The organism is Diplocloster agilis, assembly GCF_019042275.1.
Taxonomy (GTDB): Bacteria; Bacillota; Clostridia; order Lachnospirales; family Lachnospiraceae; genus Diplocloster; species Diplocloster agilis.
Genome location: NZ_JAHQCW010000020.1, coordinates 45,691 through 64,968, shown reverse-complemented (window position 1 = coordinate 64,968; position 19,278 = coordinate 45,691). Strand labels below are relative to the sequence as shown.

Sequence of the window (19,278 nt, the reverse complement as noted above, 5' to 3'; positions counted from 1 at the left end):
CCTCCTTTTGCGGCCCCGCACCTCATACCGTGGCCCTCTCGCCTAAGCGGGTGGTCATGATCTGGTAAAGCTGGGTGTGCTTTGGGATAGGATTCTTAAAGGGCAAAACTACATTCTCGTAAATCAAAAGCCCCTCGCCGGGTTCGGAATTTTCCACATACCGTAATTGCTGGGGGGATAGGTTCAATCGCTCCGCAAGGATGTGCCGGTCGCCGGACGCCTGGTTGAGCAGGCAGATGAAGTCCGAATTTTCCAAAATATTTTCAATCTCCGGCGATAAAAGCAGATCCTTGACGTTCTGCGTGGCACCTGTGGGGATGCCGCCCCACTTACGAAAACGCTTCCAAATCTCGCAGGAAAAGGCCGCTGTCTGTTCCTCCCGCAACAGCAGATGAAATTCATCACAAAAGAACCAGGTGGCCTTGCCCTGGCTGCGATTTTGCGTCACCCGGCCCCAAATTTGGTCTTGGACGATCAGCATCCCGATTTTCTTTAGCTGCTTGCCCAGCTCCTTGATGTCAAAGGCCACAATGCGGCTTTCAATGTCCACATTGGTGCGGTGGTTAAACACGTTTAAGCTGCCGTTCACATACAGGTCAAGGGCCTGGGCCACCCGGTCGGCCTCCGGGATGTGCTGGTCTAACAAGGCTTTGTGCAGGTCGGAGAGGATGGGCATGTTCTCCGGGCGTGGGTCTGCCAGATAGGGCCGGTAGATCACCTGCACCGCCCGGTCAATGACCGTCTTTTCGATGGCGTCCAGCCTGTTCTTGCCGCCCATCACCAGTTCACAAAACGACAAAACAAAGTCGGATTTTAGGGCCAGCGGGCTTTCATCCTCGCTGTAATTTAAGTTGATGTCCAGCGGGTTCACATAGGATTTGCTGGTGGGCGACAGCTTCACCACCTGTCCATGCAGCCGTTTTACAAGGGGATAATACTCGGCCTCCGGGTCACATACATACACGTCATCCGGCGTACAGAGGAACACACTCAAAATTTCGGATTTGCAGCTCATGGACTTGCCGCTTCCTGGCGTACCCAGCTTTAAACCGTTGGGACAGCGCGCCCGCTTCCGGTCAAGCATAATCATGTTGCCGGTCTTGGCATTGACGCCGTAATACATGGCCTCTCCATCCTGAAACAGCTCCTGCGTTACAAAGGGGACGAACACGGCCACGCTGGAAGTGGTCAGAGAACGCTCAATCTGGATGTGGCTGGCCCCTAATGGGAGGCTGCTCATAAGGCCCTGCTCCTGCTGGTAGTCCAGCCGTACAAGGGAACAGTTGTATTTCTGTGCCACGCCTGCGGCCCAAAACACATCGTTTTCCAGCGCCTGCCGGGTGTCGGCGGTATTGAGGACAAGAAAGGTGAGCTGAAACATCCGTTCATTCCGGCTTTGCAGGGTCTTTAGCAGCTCCTTGGCGTCCTGCCCGTAGGTGGCAAGGTCGCTGGGAAGGATGTCCATATCGTAGCCGCTGCGGACAGCCCTCTTTTGCTCCTGAATCTTCATGGCGTCCAGGTCGGTAATCTTGCGCTTCACCGTCTTGATGGCCTTGCTCTGGTCGATGGCCTGCACATGGAGGTTCACCACAATGCCGTTTTCCGTATTGAGAAAGTCGGCCAGCATTTCATCCGACAGCTCCGGGGACAGGATGTTTAAGAAGCTGACAGCCCCGTACTTGCCTCCCAGCCCGAACATCCGGGCGTTCCCGAAACGGAACGACGACGGGGCGATAAAATCCTTGGTGGAGAGGCCGGAGGAAGCCAGCCACTTCCAATCGAAGGAAAACGGCTCCCCGTCCGGGTGGAACATGCGGTGCATGACTTCCAGCCGGGCCGTTGCGTCCAGCCCCCACGCCACGGCCCCCATGCTCTTGAAATAGCCCAACAGGTCGGTTTCAATGCGGTGCAGTCTGGCACGGGCCAGTTTCAGGCTGTCAGCCTCAATGGTGTAGGTGAGAAACTTCCGCTTTACCAGTCCGTTGTTCCCGCTGACGAGCTGGTCTTTTAGGATGGCGGAATACTCCGTGCGGATGTCGTCAAAGGCATCGCCCTGCGCCCGGATTTCAAGGCTCTTGGCGTACTGCCTGGGGTCGATCTTGTGGTTGAGAAAGGAAAACTGGATGTGGATGGAGGCATCCAGATAGTTGTAAAGGTCGCACAGGCTTTCAAAGATGGCCGCCTTGGTGTCCGCCTGGGCAAGCTGATAGCTGATGTCTGAAAACTCGATGCACTTGGAAAACCTGCGGGGCGTCAGACGGCAAACCCCATCTGGATACATGGCCTCGTAGGGGATACTCTCCTGGGCGGAGTGGGGCTTTCCGTCGCCCTTATACCTGCGGATGACGGCCTGAATTTCTTTTTGCTCGGCACGGGTGAGCCTGACCGGCGCTTTTGCGCTCGTTTCGTTTCTTTGCTTTTTGAACAATGGCATTTACCTCCTGTTCCATCTGGAATTGCCGCACAAGGGCGGTGTAAGCGTTGTTGGTCTGGTAGGGCCGTTCCTTGGGCTGAAAAAAGCAACACTCCAGGATTTGGTGTACCACCACTTCCAGGGGCTGGCCGTGGCGCTCATACAGCGCCAGCAGAAAGCCCGGAAGCATGGCAAACACCATAAGGAGCGCCGCCGCACTGGTGGGGATGCGGCCCCGGATCAACAAAAAAAGCGGGACACCGACCAGCAGCGCACCGCCAAAACAAATGAGCTGGCGTTTCGTCAGCCCGAATACCACCTTGGATTTCACCTTGGTAAAATCCTTGGGGACAGTGACATAAGCCAAATAAAATCACCTCGTTTCTGGTGCGGACAGGGAAAAATCGCTGTCCACTTCGTTGCCCCAAACATCCCAGCCAGGGGTTTTCTGTCTGGCAAACAGTTCTGCGCGGGGCAGGTCACCCGCAAGCTCGATGATTTTCTCGCGGGTGATGTCGGGTTTCTTGCTGTGTTCCTCAATGGGGGAAATGATAAACTGATGGACGCTGCGGGAATAGCGTTTGGGGTGTCCCCGCTTGGCAAGCAGGCAGATTTCCGCATTGCCCCTTGTCCAGTGCCCCAGCCCGTAAAACCAGGTGGGGCTTTTCTTGTTCCGTTTCAGCCATACAAAGGCCACGGTCTTGAAGGTGAAGCCCCATGCCTGGATCAGCCGCAGGGCTTCCGGCAGCATAGGGAACGTGGCCCACAAAAACATCAGGCAGTCCTTGGCGGCCAGGGTTTCCACCGGCAGAGCGCACAGCGCGTCGATTCCCATGGTGGGATAGTGGTTTTCCGCTGCTCCCTGTACCGTTTTCTGGTCATATCTCCACGGCGGGTCAGCGTAAATAATGTGATAGGTTTTCTTCTGTGATTTCTCGATAAGCCTGTTTCCTCCTGTGCAAATAGTGTCGCGTCAATGGGCTGTGAATACGGCTTTGGACAAGCTGCCGGTTTTGAACAAGCCATAGCATAGCAGCACCGTATAGCCCATACAGCCCCAGATCGCGCCGGAAATATCCTCCATCGTGCCGATGTCCTGAATCAGCACCGCGTAAATCCCCACCACCACCATGATTAAAAAGGCTTGGAAGCCCAGTGCCAGCAGGGATTTTAAGTAGTTCTGGCCCATGCCGCGCCACTCCGAGTTTCCCAGCGTAGCAAGGGGAATCGGCCCCAGCGCAGTCACGGCGTATATTTCAATCATTCTCCCGTAGGTGACAAGGAAAATGCAGATGGATAACGCGTGCATCGTCAGCCCAACAACCAGGGTCTGAAACCACAGGCCCAACAGAGGGCCGATGTCCATGGCTTCCAGCCGGGTTTCCAGATCCGGAATCAGGGTATCAAAGTCAATGCTGGTTTCCCCGATGATGACCCCGGCGCTTTGGTTCACGACGGCCTGGGTGGCGTCAAAGACGCCCATGACGATATTCCATGTGTTCGTCACAATGAGGATGGCAAATGCGCTCTTAAACATCCAGCGGAAGAACAGGGACGTATCAAAGTCGTGCATGTTGTTCTTTTCCACAATCATTTCAATCAGCTCATAGCACATCACCAGGGCGAGAATCGCCGCCGCAATGGGGACAATGACCGTTTCGGACAGGGTTTGCAGCATGGAAAAAATGCCGCCGTTCCAGTCCTGCGGAGTGCTGCCCACATCCGATGCGATTTCCCCGACCTTGGTATTCACGGTACTGAAAAGGCCGGACAGGTTTCCCTTGATCCCGTCAATCAGGATGCCTTTGATCCATTCCCCGATTAAATCATCAATCATGTGTGTATCCCTCCTTTCCCGCGCCCTCCCAGCAGCAGGAGGGCGCGGCGTATTGCTTGCAGATGGACCAAACGATTATCCCAGCAGCCCGGACAGCAGCGGAACAAGGGTCATGCCAATGAGGGCCACGCCTCCGCCCGCGACAAGCTGCTTGATCCCCTGGCTCTTGCTGGCGGGGTTGTCGGCCCCGTATCCCTCCAACAGATTGACGCCGCCCCATACACAGAGCGCCCCGCCCAGGCCCACAACGATGGTCTGTAACGTATCCACTGCACTATTGAAAAATTCCATATATGCCTCACTTTCTGCCGGTTTCCGGCGACCAAATTTGATTGATTACAGGAAAAAAGCCGCTTCACTGTGCGGCTAAATCTTCGTCCGACAGGTCAATGTCGTAAAGGTCAAAGGTTTCATCCTCCGATACCACGCGCCGTTTTTTCCGGCGCAGGGACGACAAGTACCTGTCCACATCAAAGGTGTTCTGTTTGTCGGCATCCGAGAGGTATTGATAGCGGGGGTGGCGGGTAATGTCGTATTTCTCACTGAAAAACGGCCTCACCCCGCGCACCTGCAAAATACACTTGCCTCCGTCCATGGTTGCAATTTCGTCCTGGCTCATCAGCTCCTTTCCGAGTTTTTGGTAGTTCAGTCCGTGGGAGGTCTGCGCGCCCCGGTTTTCGCTTTGGTTGTAGCTGTCAATCGTTTCCTTGCCCAGCACGTCAGCGATTTCCTTGGCGTTTTTACCTCTTCCACTCAGGAAAAGCGTACAGTCGCAGTTGTCGGAAATGATTTCCGCTGCATCCTTGTAGATGGCCTTTAACTGTGACTGGCTCTGCAAAATGATAGAAGCCGAGATTTCCCGGCTTCGGATGGTGGCGATCAGCTTGTCAAAGTTGGGAATCTGACCGATGTTGGCAAACTCGTCCAGAATCATCCGCACATGGACGGGCAGCCGCCCGCCGTATTTGTCATCGGCCCGGTCGCACAAAAGGTTGATAAGCTGGCTCTGCACCATGGTAAGAATGAAGTTAAACGTCGTGTCCGTGTCGCTCATAATGAGGAACAGGGCCGTTTTTTCATCCCCGATGGTGTCAAGCTCCAGCTCGTCGTCCTCCATCAGCTCCCGCACTTCCCGGATGTCAAATGGCGCTAATCTGGCTCCGCAGCTAATCAAAATGGAACTGCGGGTTTTGCCTGCCGACAGAAGGAATTTTTTGTACTGGCGCACCGCAAAGTGTTCCGGGTCTTTTTCTTCCAGCCGTTCAAACATGGCATCCACCGGGGATTGAAATTCCGGGTCGTCCTCGCGGGCCTCCGACGCATTGATCATTTCAAGCAGCGTCGTGAAATTCATTTCATCGTCCGGCGCTTCGTACCAGATGTAGCCAATGAGAGCCGAATACAACAGACGTTCCGACTTGATCCAAAAATCCTCGGCGCTTTTTTCGCCCTCCCCCTTGGTGTTGCAGATCAGGGTGTTGACCAGCTTTAAGATGTCTTTTTCCGAATGAATGTAGCGGAATGGGTTGTACCGCATGCTCTTGGAAAAGTTGATGGTATTCAGCACTTTGACCCGGTAGCCGCTTCGCACAAGGAGCTGGCCCACCTCCCCGATCAGGCCCCCTTTGGGATCGGTGATAATGAAAGAGGCCGGATAGTCCTTGGACACGCACTGCATCAGGTTCGGCTTCACAAAAAATCGCGTCTTGCCGCTGCCGGAACCGCCGATGACCAGCACGTTTTTGTTCCGGGCGGTCTTGGGGTCTTTGGGGCGGTTGTTCATGGTGAGGCGTTCCGTCTGGGTCAGGAGAATGTTGTTATCAAACACCGGGTCGATGTACGGGGCTATATCTTTGGGGCCGCCCCACCGGGCACTGCCGTATTCTACGCCTCGGCGGTATTTCTTGGCGTTCTTGCTCTTGCAGTACACCATCAGACGCAATGCCACCGCACCGGCCACACCCACCGCCAGATCGAACAGGTGGAAGCTGGGGGCGGCGTTTTCAAAGGCAAGGGAAAAGCCGTCCGCAAGGTGCAGCAGCTTTTCTGAGACATCCGCCCCAGCCGCCAGCCGGTAGGTCTGTCCCAGCTTGCCAAACAGGTAAACGAACAGCAGATAGGGCAGGTTTGCGATTATCAGCTTTTTCACTTCCGGCCTCATAGAGACAGCCCCCTTTCCTTGATTTTCTCCTTGGCCTGCTGGCGGTTTCTGGCCGCCGTCTTTTGCTTCATAGCCGACAGGGCCTTTCGGATGGAGGGGCGTTCCTGCTGTTTGAGCTTCTTGGCCGTAAACTCCTTAAACGCCTGTTCCAGATTGTCCGCCTGCTTGGATTTGAAAATCACGATATACCGGGGCGGATGGGTGGTGCGGTCTTTCCGCAGGGTGAAATCAATTCCGTATTTCTTGGCGCAGGGCCGAAACAGGCCGATGTTGGCATCGGTGATTTCAATGTTGGACAGGGCGGAACCGTCCTTTTTGAGCTGCCGCAAGCTCTGTTTTCCGTGATGTGCCTTTCCTGTCCCTTTCTGCCGGGCGGCCAGAAATTTCTTCATGGCCGCCTGCAATACCTGGCCGGTGAGCTTGCCCGTCTTAACCGCTAACGCGATGGTTTTCTGTTCGATTTCTTCCTGCAACTGCTATCCCTCCTTGGAAGTCAAAGCAGGCAGGCGGCACGGCTTAGATCCGCACCCGCAGGCCGGAGAGGTCGTCGGTGCGGATACCCACCAGATACCAGTTTTCAGCCATTTCTATGCGGGTGGGCCTCCATCTGCCGCCTACCAGTACATCGAAGGTTTCTCCGCAGTGCAGGCCGCCGTAGTAGTCCGCTAGGTCAAAACGGATGTCATAGCGGTCTGCCTGCTCGTCAAAAATCAAAGTTCCCTGTTTCATAGGGCTGTCCTCCTTTTTCAGATTTTGCCGGTGTTCATATCGTGGGCCACCAGTGCCGTGTAATAGCCGTTGATGGTGCTTGGGGCGTTGAACAGAACCGCCAGCAGGTATTTCTTGATATTTCGGATTTCCGTGGTGTTTTTGCTGATACAGTCAAAGACAAACTCCATGTGGGAGCTGTTCAGCTTCATCAACTTGGATTTCACCAGCTCAGCGGGGTAATCGTCCCCGGCAATGCGGATGGTCGTTCGGGCGCTGCATACGGTTTCCACCAGCAAGTCCACGATCTCGTCCAGCAGTTCCCGGTCAATCCCCTTGGTGTGCTGGCAAAGGTGTTCATACTCGATGTTATCCTTGATGATTTCCCGATAAACCGCTACGGCGCTCTGTGACTTCGCTCCCGTTCCTTTCCGTTCCGGCGGCGCAGCCGCTGCTTTCTCCAAAGGAGAGGGAGGGGAAAGGATAGGAATGGAATCGGTAATTCGTCCATCTGTATTTGATTTCTCTTTACTTGATCTATCTTTATTTATTTGCGTTGGATTTTCCGGTGTCGGGTTATCCGATGTTGGATTTTCCAACACCGGGTTTTCCAATATCGGCTGTTCCAACACCGATGCTTCGGTCTGCGGCTGCTCGTAGATGGTATAGAGCATATCTGCCATCTTTCCCTTGCCGTCCCGGTTCTGCTGTCGGGTGATATATCCGGCCCGTTCCAGCTCCCACACCGCCGTCCGTATGGCGTCGATGCTTTCCCGATTTATCAAAGACAGGCCCTTTAGCGTGTAGTCCCAGCCCTCCGGCAGAGAGAGCATTTGCGATAACAGGCCCTTGGCTTTCAGGGACAAGTCCTTATTCCGCAGGTGGTGGTTGGACATCACCGTGTATCCTCGGTTTTTCTCCACTCGAAAAACTGCCATCTTGTCGCACACTCCTTTCACTTGAAATTTCACCGTGTCAAAGACGGTGAGCTTGCCCGGCTGGTAAGGACATTCTGCGTAGATGCAAAACTGATACTTCCAGTGTGGGCGGTAAAATCGGCAAGTGCCGCAGTCCTCCGGCGCTCCGGCCTCGCCGCTGTCAAAATGATCTGCGCCTGGCCTTGTCTGCATGAGCTGTTCAAAGGCCCGGTCGCTGCCGGACGTAAAGTACATAGGCGGTCGCTCCTTCCTCTATTTGGGCGCAAAAAAGCGGCGTCCTGATCTCCCCAAAGGGAAAAGAGAACGCCGCCGTCTGCGGTGTCGTATTCGATTTTTCGATGTGCGCTGTTTGGGATAGTGGGCTTCATGGGAAAGGACAGCGTGTCAAGGCTCCCTCCGAATGTAGTAAATGGGTAGTAAATTCGGTGTCCTTATCCCGTGATTTGCCCGTATTTCCGGGCTTTTTTGAAATAATCAGAGTTTTTAAAAGAAGAACTAAAAAACCTCTGAACCGGAATCTGATCTCTTCCTGTCCAGAGGTTTTCATAATTGATGATATGATATATCCTGATATCATTGCCGGAGATAAGCAATTACTGCTGCGCATTCTCCATCTTTACTTCCAGCGGCTGGTCGAAATTGATCTTTCCCCAAACCTTGTCGTCCACCTGGAAATCAGCTGCATCTTTCCACTCCTGAATCTTAGCGCTGTATGCTTCCGATTTTCTCTGGCTGACGATGGATTCTTTTTTCGTATCCGTTGCTTCCTGATCGAACTTGCTGTCCAGGCGAACCAGATAATATCCGGTGTCCGTCTCGATCAGATCCGCGAACTGGCCTTCGTCTAGCTGATCTGCCGCTTCTTTTATCAGAGTATCATAGAGCGTGTCGTCGGAGCCATAAGTACCGGTATTGACCGTCTTCTCCGCCGTTTGTGCGGCCGCATCAAAGTCGCCGGATTCCTTGGCCTGGGCCAGAACTTCCTCCGCCTGCTTTTTGATCTCCGCTTTCTGCTCATCCGTAGTGTCAACGGAATTGCCTTCCGCGTCCTGGGTCTTAGTCTTATTGAAGAATACATAGCTGATCTTCTTCTGTGCGGCTTCCTCGTCACTGACATTCGTATCCACATCAGCGGTCATGGGATCATACATCTTTTTCTGAATCGTATATAACTGCATGAACTCTTCCACCGTTTCCTGGGTCGCGCTCATGGTTTTCAACGTCTTTTTGTCATTGGCTTCCAGGAAAGCGGCAGCGGCGTCACCGATCTTTTTCGTCTCCTCATCGCTTAACGAAACATTATAGTCACCCATATGTTCCCGGAGCAGATACATCGTCTCGATCGTTTCCATCGCGCCTTCCTTAGTGGAAGATGCATAAGTTTTTCCTTCTTCACCGGTAGACTGATTCCACATATCTTCACCGATATACTGTTTATAATAGGTCTCCATCTGGGCCTGCTGGTATTTCAGATAAAAATTAGCAACCCCCAGTTTGATTTCCTGTCCGTTTAATGTCGCTACCGTCGCGTCCGCTTTCACACCCGCAGAGCAGCCGGTCAAAGCAAGCGCCAGAACGCAGAATGCGCAGATCACCGTAACCAGTCTTTTGTTTCCAGATTTCATAATATATCCTCCTAGTACCTATTGATTTCTCTTCTTCCGCCGTACCCTCGCAGGAAACAGGGAGACTGCCTGGTTTATACTGCGTTATGAATAACGCGAAAATCCATACAGCCGTTTTTAATTATAGCCCGTTTTTCTCAATTTAGCAACGATTTTATCTCAATTATCAGTTTTTTCAACACCAGCAAGTCCGTCTTTCGTGATCCTTCCGCATAGTTTATAATTCTCTCTAATGCATTAACAACTTCTGCATCCATATATTTTCATAAATTGACGGTTGATTGACATATTTTTTCACTTTTATCAGGATACTTTATCGGATTTCCCTCTTGAGATGCTATAATAGCATAATACATATAAAGATATTATTGGAGGTTCACACAACATGCCCGCTTTACTATTTATCGATGATGATATAGATATCCTGGAATCCAGCAAGGCTTATTTTACAAAACTGGGCTATCAGGTCTTCTGCATCCGCAGCGCCAGACAGGCGCTGGATATGATCTCCTCCGCCGCTCTCAGCTGCATTATTCTGGACATCGCCATGCCGGATTTAGACGGCTTCAGCTTCTGCAAGCGTTTAAGAGAGGTCTCCCGCGTACCGGTAATCTTCCTTTCCGGCCTCACGGAGGACGAAGCCCGCATAAAGAGCTTTATGGTGGGCGGCGATGATTATATGTGCAAACCTTTCAATATAAAAGAACTGGAATTACGCATCCAGGCCCGTATCCGGGATGCCGACAGCTTATTCCGGGGCGAGACACTCCAGTTCGGAGATCTGAAGATCGACACCGGAAGACGCCTGGTCTCGTACAAGGATAAAAATGGCGACTTCACGACTCTTCAATTTGACGTGCTGGCTTTTCTCGCACGGCATCCAGGACAGGTATATTCCTACGAACAGCTTTATGACCTGGTATGGAAAACTCCTATCGTGGGAAGCAGGCATAATCTGCAGGTCGTCATCGCCTGCGTCCGTCAAAAGTTGAACGCTCTGTGTGATTCACAGGTATATATAGAAACGATACCTCGGAAAGGCTACCGCTTCGTGGAATCCCCCTCAGACCATACAACTTTATGACGAACGCTTGTGGAAAAGCTTCCTCCATCTTTTTCGGATGAAGGCAGGAATTCCCCATAGAATTGCAAGTACCGCTATACTGCCGGCCGCCACCTGAACGGCCCGCTTAACAGTCCCGCTGGTTTCATCCTCCCTGCCGCCTTCATGCTGATCCGGTTTTTCAGAAGTCTGGGCGCTCTCCTCCGGACTGCGTTTATCCTCAGGCTCAGCCGAACGCAAGGTAGTTTCATCCGCCGCGTCCAATACGGCGCCGCCGTCATCCGTTCCTTCCGGCTCCTCCTTGTCCGACGGCCAGGCTGCGGCTCCTACCTTTCCTTCCCCTTTCTTTTTCCGTATGGACGGACTGGCATCCGCATCCGGCTGCTCCGGAGCCGCCGTGGGGTTGGGTTCTGCCGAAGCATCCGGTGTTGAGCTGACCGGTGGTACCGCACTAACCGGCGGCGCTGGGCTGACCGGCGGCACCGCACTAACCGGCGGCGCTGGGCTGGCCGGCGGCACCGCACTAACCGGCGGTACTGAGCTGGCCGGCGGCGTCACGGGCGCCTGTATCTCCGGGGATGGCCCCGTCACCGCCGGACCAGGCGGTGCTGTAGGATCTGGCGACGGCTCAATCGTGCCGGCCGGCGGAAGCGTCGCATCATCGGGATCTCCCGGAAGCGTTTCCCCACCGCGGCCCCCCAGAGCATCGCCTTTTAACAGGGAACTGCTTTTGTCCAGAACAGCGATATCCGAATATTTCGTTCCCGCTTCCGTCTGTTCCGTCAAAGAAAAATATAAGGTTTCCAATTCCATATCCGGTTCCCAGAAAAAATTCACATGCGTTAGATCCTGATGAATATCCGCATCGGCTATTTCTTCCCATTCACGGCCGTCGTAGGAATATTCCAGACGATACCCGGAGTCCGGATCATGCAGGTTAAAATTCAGGTTGACATTCAGAATCTTGCCTCTTAAGCTCCTGCTCACCCAGCCATTTAAAAACACCGGACAGCCTTCCTGCTGAAACGCGACGATACAAACCGGAGCTTCAAACGTCACCACTTCACTCCCGTGGCTCCCGGTCAGGACACAGCGTTCGCCGCACGCAAGCGCCTCCTCCTGTGTCTTTGTATCCCACAGCACCGGAATATCCCGCTTTTCCTCCTTACCCTGATAATTCCATGTTACCGGGTCTATAGTGGGAAGCAGGCCGTAATCAGGCTGCTCTCCTTTTTGCACGACAACCACCGGGATGTTTTCCGGAGCCTTTATGGTCCCCTGAGAGGATACCACAGGCTTTTCCGCAAAATGTATCCCGCCCTCCCAGGAAAAATCCGGCGTTCCCGGCATATGCATAGAACCGTAAGTAAATACAGAGCCTTCCTCCTGATAAACCGCATAGCCGTCAGCAGCGTTAACCGCTATACTGAACAGTTCCAGGCGTCCGCCTTTTTCCACATGGAAAATACCGTTCCCGCCGCCCAAGCCGCTGACCGACACATAAGGATTAAGCGTCAGGCTCTGCCCCTCCCCCACGTAGATCGTATGATCCCCTGCATCGATCTCGCAGATTGGCAGCGGATCAGAGTACCAGCCTGTAAACATCCAGTTTCCCTCCACCACAAGATCGCCGGTGAGCTTTAACTTCCCGCCGGTCCTGGCGTGGCTTTTCATCCAGGCCGCAAACGCCCCGAAGTCAGACGCCGTATCCGCCGGTTCGCCTGACTCAGACAGGCAGGGTTCGTTACACAGCGCTTTAACGCCCGCTTCTACAGACATACCCGCAGACTGCTCATTCATTTCCGGCTCGTTGGCAAATGCACGGCCGCATGTTAAAATACATAATATAACTCCTGTTATCGAAAATAAAATAGCTTTTATCGTGTGCATCCGCGACATTCCTTTTTTCCAGAGTGAGGTAAAACCATTGTTTCCTATAAAACCAAAATTTAAAAATACGGTTCTGTTTCTGCTTGCCTGCCTGGCAGCCGCAGCTTTCTTCCTGTTTTTATATCACTATGATAATAAGTATACCGCACGCGCCCCTGTGTCACAAGAAGGAATTGTAATACCGGATACGGTTTCCCTGGACGCTGACCGGCCTGTATATCTGGCGGATGGATGGGAATTGTACCCGGACGTCCTGCTTTCCCCGGATGAAATAGCGGATACCGATATACAGCCGGTCCCCACCTTTATCGGACAGCGCCTGAATTTTTCTTCTTTCCATTCGGACGGATCTCCTTATGGACAGGCTACCTACCGGTTAAGGCTTCGTTCCGGGAACGGCCCCGCCCTTTATAACGTGCTGCTGCAGGAGGTCTACAGCTCCTGCCTGGTCTATGTAAACGGCGCTGTCGCGGCATCCTTGGGCAGCATCACGCCTTATGATCCACAGATCCGGGATCTGTCCTTTTCGGTTCCTCTGAATCCCTCAGCGGAAGTGGTGATTCAGGTACGCAATGACACCCATTATTATAGTGGTATAACCTATCCGCCCTTGCTGGGCACCCCCCAGGCCGTACATACCCAATCCGGTTTCCGCTTTTTGTTCTACGGATTCCTCTGCTTTTCCTCCCTGGCGCTTGCCTTATTTTCCATCTCTATATGGTTCGGTTCCAGGAAATGGAAACAGGACCGGCTCTACCTTTGGTTTGGAATACTGTCCACCGCGTTTTCCATCCGGGTAAGTTATCCCTTTGTGCGGATGGCCGGGGATCTGCCCATCCGCACGCTTTACGCCCTGGAGGACGCCGCCTCCTTGCTGGTCATCTGCTGCGCGGTCAAAATCACTCTCATCCTGTGCGGTTTGGACGGCAGAAAGCCCTTTGATTTCCTTTGGCGTATTTCCCTGCGCATGGTGCTGGTTGGCATTCTGATCCCGCTGTTCATCCTGCCGTTTTTCCCCGCCTTCACACCGGTGTACGGACAGATCATCTTCTGGTACAAATTACTGACTGCCCTGCTTTTGACCGGCCTCGCCCTGTACGGCGGATTAAAGCATCTCGCCCACGCTACTTTTCTCCTCTGCGGAATCGGGATATACAGTATCAGCCTGGCCGCCCATGTGATTACCCTGAACCGGTTTGAACCGGCCCGGACGTGCTGGCAGGACGAATACGGCACCTTCCTGCTGGTCATCTTTTTTGCCATTATCATGTCCCTTCGCATGTTCGCACTGATGCGGGAAAATATCCAGCTTACCTATCACCTGCAGGAAGAGGTGGCGGAGAAAACGAAAAGTCTATCGGCGGTTCTGGAGGAACGCCGTCAGTTTCTGGCCGGCGCGGCCCACGATCTGAAGACTCCGATGACCTCGTTAAAAACATTTATCCAACTGATCGAAGACGGCGGAGTGGGCCTGGATCAGGAAACCCGCGGCTATCTCCAATTCTTACACCGCAAAGCGGACGAAATGCAGGACCGTCTGGAATGGATCCACACCTTTGCCATTCAGGACGTCAGCCCCCACAATATGCATGAATTGGATCTGTCCGTCCTGCTCCGGGATTTTCACGAGATGAATCTGCCGGATCTGGAAACTTCCGGGGTCAATTTTCTCCTGAAACTTCCGGACGCGCCCTGCCGGATCTGCGGCGATGAGCAGCGGCTCCTTCAGGTTCTCCAGAATCTGGTATACAACGCTCTGTCTTTTACCCCCATGGATGGAACCATCACCCTGGCTCTTAAAATCACCGGTGAAACCGCGGTTCTCACCGTCGCAGACACCGGTCAGGGTATTACCCCCGAGGACCTGCCCAGAATCTTCGACCGTTTCTTCACCCACCGGGAATCCGGAGGCGGAACAGGCCTTGGCCTGTATCTTGTAAAAACGATCATTCAGGAACATGCCGGCGCCATCACCGTGGAGTCGGAACCTGGCGCCGGAACCTGCTTTCACATCTGTCTGCCGCTGGTCCGGGAAAAAACAGACCCCATTGATTTTAAATCAACAGGGCCTTAATCTCATTCAGTATATTTTTTACAATCGTAAAGACATCCTCGTTTCTGGAATTTACCCTGCGGTAGGTAAAGTAGGGATTCGTCTCCACCGTAAACTTTAAGGACTGCTTTTCTTTTTCCAGGAGCGCCGGTATTCTGGCCGGGTCCACATGGGCCTTCTCGTACATCGTAAAGCGGATCTCGTCTCCCCGCTGGGCGATATCTATCACATAGACACTGCGGGCCAGGGCTTTCAGCCTGGCGATCTCCAGCAGGTTCTGCACGGATTTCGGCGGCTCGCCGAACCGGTCGATCAGTTCTTCCAGGATGTCCTCGCATTCCTCGCTGTTCTCGACTCCGGCGATCCGTTTATAGATATCCAGCTTCTGGAATTCACTTCGGATATAGGTCGGAGGAATGAAGGCGTCCACATCCAGATCGATGGCCGTGTCATAGCTCTCCTCCGGCTGCGTGCCTTTTACCTGTTTCACCGCCTCATTGAGCATCTTACAGTACAGATCATAGCCCACCGCTTCCATGTGTCCGTGCTGCTCCGCGCCCAGCAGGTTGCCGGCGCCCCGGATCTCCAAGTCCCGCATGGCGATCTTGAACCCGCTTCCCAGCTCCGTAAACTCACGGATGGCGTGGAGACGCTTCTCCGCCACTTCTTTTAGCATCTTGTTGCGCCGGTACATCAGGAAAGCATAGGCGGTCCGGTTGGAACGCCCCACCCGGCCGCGCAGCTGATAGAGCTGGGAGAGCCCCATGTTGTCGGCGTCGTGAATGATCATGGTGTTCACATTGGGAATATCCAGGCCGGTTTCGATGATCGTGGTAGACACTAAAACGTCGATCTCCCCATTGATAAAATCAAACATGATCCGTTCCAGTTCGTGCTCCTTCATCTGTCCATGGGCAAAAGCCACATTGGCCTCCGGCACCAGGCCTGCCACCTGGTTTGTAACCTCGTCGATGGTATTCACCCGATTATATACATAATACACCTGGCCGCCTCTGGCCAGCTCCCGGTTGATCGCCTCCCGGACCATCTCCTCGTTATATTCCATCACATAGGTCTGGATCGGAATCCGGTCCATCGGCGGCTCTTCCAGCACGCTCATATCGCGTATCCCGATCAGGCTCATATGAAGCGTCCGGGGGATCGGCGTTGCGGTCAGGGTCAGCACGTCGATATTTTCCTTCAGTTTCTTGATCTTTTCCTTATGAGCCACGCCGAAGCGCTGCTCTTCATCCACGATCAGCAGCCCCAGATCTTTAAATGCCAGATCCGCGGATAATACCCGGTGGGTGCCGATCACGATGTCCACAAATCCCTTTTTCAGATCCTGAATCGTATTCTTCTGCTGGGCTGGCGTCCGAAACCGGGACATGAGATCCACCCGGACCGGAAAGTCCTTCATCCGCTGGGTAAACGTAGCATAGTGCTGCTGTGCCAGAATCGTGGTGGGCACCAGATAGACCACCTGTTTTCCTTCCTGTACCGCTTTAAACGCGGCCCTTAAAGCGATCTCCGTCTTCCCGTAGCCCACGTCCCCACAGATCAGACGGTCCATGATCTTTTTGCTTTCCATATCCCGCTTGGTCGCCTCGATGGCCAGAAGCTGGTCCTCCGTCTCCTCAAATGGGAACATTTCCTCGAATTCCTTCTGCCAGACCGTATCCTGCCCGTAGCAGTAGCCTTCCTTTTCCTGACGGGCCGCGTAGAGCTCCACCAGATCCCTCGCGATCTCCCGTACCGCCCCCCGCACCCGGGTTTTGGTTTTGCTCCACTCCTGGGTACCCAGCTTGTTCAGTTTCGGCTTCTTCGCGTCGGCTCCGGCATATTTCTGGATCAGATCCAGCTGCGTGGCCAGGATGTACAGGTTCCCCCCAGACGCATACTCGATCTTGATATAATCCTTTTCCACCCGGTCCACTTCTACCTTCTCGATTCCCCGGTAGATACCCAGACCGTGATTCTCATGTACGACATAATCCCCGACGCTCAGATCCGAAAAGCTCTGGATCTTCTGCCCTTCATAGGTCGTATGCTTTTTCTTTTTCCGTTTCTCTTTTCCGAATATGTCGGTCTCCGAGATCACCACAAACTTGATCAGCGGATACTCATACCCCCGGTGCACCTGTCCATAGACCACCATCACTTCGCCCGGCGCGATGGGACGGTCCAGATCTTCCGTATAAAAGCTGTTGATCTCATACTCCCGGAAATCCTCCGCCAGCCGTCTGGCTCTGGTTCTGGACGCGGCCATCAGGCATACCCGGCAGCCGTTCTTCTTCCACTGCTTCAGGTCCTTGATCAGCAGCTCGAAGCTGTTATTGTAAGGATTGACCGACTTGACTTCAAAATAATATTTCCGGCTGAACTTAAACTGCTCCACTTTTTGATCCAGCATACACAAAGCCACGCTGTTCCGCCCGTGAACTTTCGCCAGAAACTCTTCAAAACGAAGCAGCACATTGACCTGTCCCGGCAGCACATACCCTTTTTCCAGACGGGTCATCATGCTCTCCTGGAATTCAAACTCCACCGCGCCGCCCTTCTCCGTTAACCGGGCCGGCTCATCCAGACAAAACAGCGTCTTCGGGTCTTCGAAATAATCCAGAAAGCAGACCGTATCATCATAAAAATACCGGATATAGCTGTCCACACCCGTATTTCCATTTACATTGTCCAGCTCTTCCCGGAGGGTCTCAAGCGCCGTATGGATGCGGTGCGCTTCCTCGGTCTTCATCTGCTTGCGAAGCGCTGCTTCATAGTTTTTGCTGTCCTTTTCGATCGCCTTAAGTCCTGCGGCTTTTCGGTCCTCCGTCAAAATCAATTCGGTAGCCGGATATATCAGCACCTCGGACAGATTCTCGATGGACCGCTGGCTTTCCACGTCAAAGCTGCGGATCGAATCCACTTCTTCATCCCACAGCTCGATTCTCAGCGGATTTTCCTCCGTCAGCGGAAAAATATCAATGATACCTCCCCGGACAGCGAACTGCCCGCTGCCTTCCACCTGCGCCGTCCGCTCATAACCCAGACTGACCAGCCGCGCCTTCAATTCATCCAGATCCAGCTGCCCCGTATCCTGAATACGAATCACCTGCTCCTTAAACGCGTTTAGCGGCAGCACATGTTCCATACAGGCGTCCACCGTCGTAACTACGGTCACATCCGGCCGGGTCAGCAGCGCCTGAATCACTTCCATCCGCTGTTTGACCAGCAGATTGCTGTGAATATCCGCCTGATAGAACATCAGGTCCCGGGCAGGATACAGCAGGACATTCCGGTCAAAGAACCGGTAATCCTCGTAGATTTCCTTCGCCTTCTGATCACTGTAGGTGATAATCACCCGGTTCGCAAACTCCCGGGATAATCCATAGATCAGATGTTCCTTCTGAGAATCGATACAGCCCGAAATCTGCAGAATTCCCCGGTTCTTCTTCAGTTGATATTTAATGTCCTCAAACTCCTTCAATTGAAGGAAAGGATCCAAAAAAGTCTGCACGACCTACACCTCTAACTTTTCCTCTGGTTATATTTATTCATGGCTGCTTCCACATTATTCGAAAGAATTTCCTCAACCGCTTTTGCCGAGCGCAGCAGCGCGTCGTCCACCTCCGCCCGCTCGGCCTTTGGGAACCTCTGCAATACATAATCTGCCAAATCCATGCCTTCCGGCTTTTCCCCGACCCCGATCCGGATTCTCACAAAGTCCTGGGTTTTCAGATGGGCAATGATATTCTTCATTCCATTATGCCCGCCCGCACTTCCTTTCTGCCTGATTCGCAGTTCTCCCGGCTGTATATAAATATCATCATAAAGCACCACAAGCCCGCTCTCCGGCTTCACCTTATAAAAATCCATAACCTCCCGGACACATTCTCCGCTTAAATTCATAAAGGTCTGGGGCTTCACCAGCACCACCTGCTCCCCGCAGATCTTGCCCTGGCCGGTCAGTCCCTTAAACTTCCTCTTATTGACGGCAATATGGTTCATCTTCCCCAGCAGATCCACCGCGTCAAATCCCACGTTATGTCTGGTCTTTGCATATTTTAAAGTAGGATTACCCAAACCTACGATCACATACATCTCACACACTTCCTCTTCCTTATCTTCTCTAAGCTTTGCCGAAATCCTAACCCTTATTCTACCCAACCGGACCGCATTTGTCACGTGGTTTTTCCGGAAAGCCCCAAAAAGGCGGACACCCCAAAAGGGCATCCGCCTTTCATAATCTGTATGTTATTTCACGCGGCTCACCTGCGAGAGCTCAAAGCTTGTTCTCCCCCTATAGCTCTGCCGGTTCGTCGGGTGCGTTCAAAAGCGCATCTTCGTATTTCTCAAGAATCATCTGCTGGATCCGCTCTCTTGTCTGGGAATTGATCGGATGGGCGATATCCCGGTACTCGCCGTCCGCGGACTTCCTGCTGGGCATCGCGATAAACAGCCCTTTATCACCTTCGATTACTTTAATGTCATGTACCACAAATTCCTCATCGATTGTGATAGATACAACCGCTTTCATTTTGCCTTCCTTCGCTACTTTTCTTACCCTTACATCCGTAATTTCCATATACGTTT

The 19,278-nt window shown here is 53.1% G+C and carries 16 protein-coding genes; 2 read left to right on the top strand and 14 right to left on the bottom strand.

Translation table 11 applies throughout. The features are described 5' to 3' along the window. Positions 1-22 precede the first annotated feature (22 nt). The 10 genes from KTH89_RS12815 to KTH89_RS12770 all read right to left on the bottom strand — a co-directional run bounded on the left by KTH89_RS12815 (position 23) and on the right by KTH89_RS12770 (position 9,682). On the bottom strand, positions 23-2,428 hold the full coding sequence (locus KTH89_RS12815; RefSeq protein WP_038282497.1) for a VirB4-like conjugal transfer ATPase, CD1110 family: 2,406 nt from the start codon (positions 2,426-2,428) through the stop codon (positions 23-25). Beyond that, positions 2,331-2,780: a PrgI family protein gene (locus KTH89_RS12810; protein WP_007036732.1), complete on the bottom strand. Its 450-nt coding sequence runs from the start codon at positions 2,778-2,780 to the stop codon at positions 2,331-2,333. Before KTH89_RS12810 ends, KTH89_RS12815 begins: the two co-directional genes overlap by 98 nt. 6 nt (positions 2,781-2,786) lie before the next feature. Beyond that, the gene (locus tag KTH89_RS12805) at positions 2,787-3,353 is read right to left on the bottom strand and encodes an MT-A70 family methyltransferase (protein WP_080548698.1); all 567 of its coding nucleotides are present in this window, start codon (positions 3,351-3,353) and stop codon (positions 2,787-2,789) included. Positions 3,354-3,386: 33 nt separating this feature from the next. After that, positions 3,387-4,250 carry a VirB6/TrbL-like conjugal transfer protein, CD1112 family gene (locus tag KTH89_RS12800; protein ID WP_002566672.1) on the bottom strand — a complete coding sequence of 288 codons (864 nt, stop codon included), beginning with the start codon at positions 4,248-4,250 and terminating at the stop codon, positions 3,387-3,389. Between the two features lie 75 nt (positions 4,251-4,325). Beyond that, positions 4,326-4,541 (bottom strand): Maff2 family mobile element protein, encoded by a 216-nt coding sequence (locus KTH89_RS12795; RefSeq protein WP_002566673.1) that lies wholly within the window; start codon positions 4,539-4,541, stop codon positions 4,326-4,328. 64 nt (positions 4,542-4,605) lie between these two features. Then, the gene (locus KTH89_RS12790) at positions 4,606-6,411 is read right to left on the bottom strand and encodes a VirD4-like conjugal transfer protein, CD1115 family (RefSeq protein ID WP_002566674.1); all 1,806 of its coding nucleotides are present in this window, start codon (positions 6,409-6,411) and stop codon (positions 4,606-4,608) included. Further along, positions 6,408-6,884 (bottom strand): PcfB family protein, encoded by a 477-nt coding sequence (locus tag KTH89_RS12785; RefSeq protein WP_002566675.1) that lies wholly within the window; start codon positions 6,882-6,884, stop codon positions 6,408-6,410. The genes KTH89_RS12790 and KTH89_RS12785 overlap by 4 nt, the downstream gene beginning before the upstream one ends. A gap of 43 nt (positions 6,885-6,927) precedes the next feature. Then, positions 6,928-7,140: a DUF5348 domain-containing protein gene (locus KTH89_RS12780; RefSeq protein ID WP_002566676.1), complete on the bottom strand. Its 213-nt coding sequence runs from the start codon at positions 7,138-7,140 to the stop codon at positions 6,928-6,930. Between the two features lie 17 nt (positions 7,141-7,157). Further along, positions 7,158-8,057, bottom strand: coding sequence for a DUF6017 domain-containing protein (locus KTH89_RS12775; protein ID WP_330361515.1), 900 nt, complete (start codon positions 8,055-8,057; stop codon positions 7,158-7,160). A gap of 593 nt (positions 8,058-8,650) precedes the next feature. After that, a complete protein-coding gene (locus KTH89_RS12770) occupies positions 8,651-9,682 on the bottom strand; it encodes a peptidylprolyl isomerase (protein WP_158346108.1) in 1,032 nt (343 codons plus the stop codon). A gap of 385 nt (positions 9,683-10,067) precedes the next feature. Here KTH89_RS12770 and KTH89_RS12765 point away from each other — a divergent pair, with 385 nt between their 5' ends. Continuing rightward, the gene (locus KTH89_RS12765; RefSeq protein WP_158346106.1) at positions 10,068-10,766 is read left to right on the top strand and encodes a response regulator transcription factor; all 699 of its coding nucleotides are present in this window, start codon (positions 10,068-10,070) and stop codon (positions 10,764-10,766) included. Here KTH89_RS12765 and KTH89_RS12760 read toward each other — a convergent pair. Continuing rightward, entirely contained in the window at positions 10,761-12,635 is a 1,875-nt protein-coding gene (locus KTH89_RS12760; protein WP_238721975.1) for a hypothetical protein, read from the bottom strand. The two genes, KTH89_RS12765 and KTH89_RS12760, sit on opposite strands and share 6 nt — an antisense overlap. Before the next feature lie 37 nt (positions 12,636-12,672). Between KTH89_RS12760 and KTH89_RS12755 the strand changes: the two genes are divergently transcribed. Further along, on the top strand, positions 12,673-14,709 hold the full coding sequence (locus tag KTH89_RS12755) for a sensor histidine kinase (protein ID WP_238721974.1): 2,037 nt from the start codon (positions 12,673-12,675) through the stop codon (positions 14,707-14,709). On the opposite strand, the gene mfd is transcribed toward KTH89_RS12755, so the two are convergent. The 3 genes from mfd to spoVG form a co-directional block, all read right to left on the bottom strand. Beyond that, positions 14,690-18,202: a transcription-repair coupling factor gene (gene mfd / locus KTH89_RS12750; protein ID WP_238721973.1), complete on the bottom strand. Its 3,513-nt coding sequence runs from the start codon at positions 18,200-18,202 to the stop codon at positions 14,690-14,692. The genes KTH89_RS12755 and mfd overlap by 20 nt on opposite strands. An 11-nt stretch (positions 18,203-18,213) precedes the next feature. Further along, entirely contained in the window at positions 18,214-18,786 is a 573-nt protein-coding gene (pth, locus tag KTH89_RS12745; RefSeq protein ID WP_158346128.1) for an aminoacyl-tRNA hydrolase, read from the bottom strand. A gap of 199 nt (positions 18,787-18,985) precedes the next feature. Then, positions 18,986-19,270 (bottom strand): septation regulator SpoVG, encoded by a 285-nt coding sequence (gene spoVG, locus KTH89_RS12740; RefSeq protein WP_158346098.1) that lies wholly within the window; start codon positions 19,268-19,270, stop codon positions 18,986-18,988. Positions 19,271-19,278 lie beyond the last annotated feature (8 nt).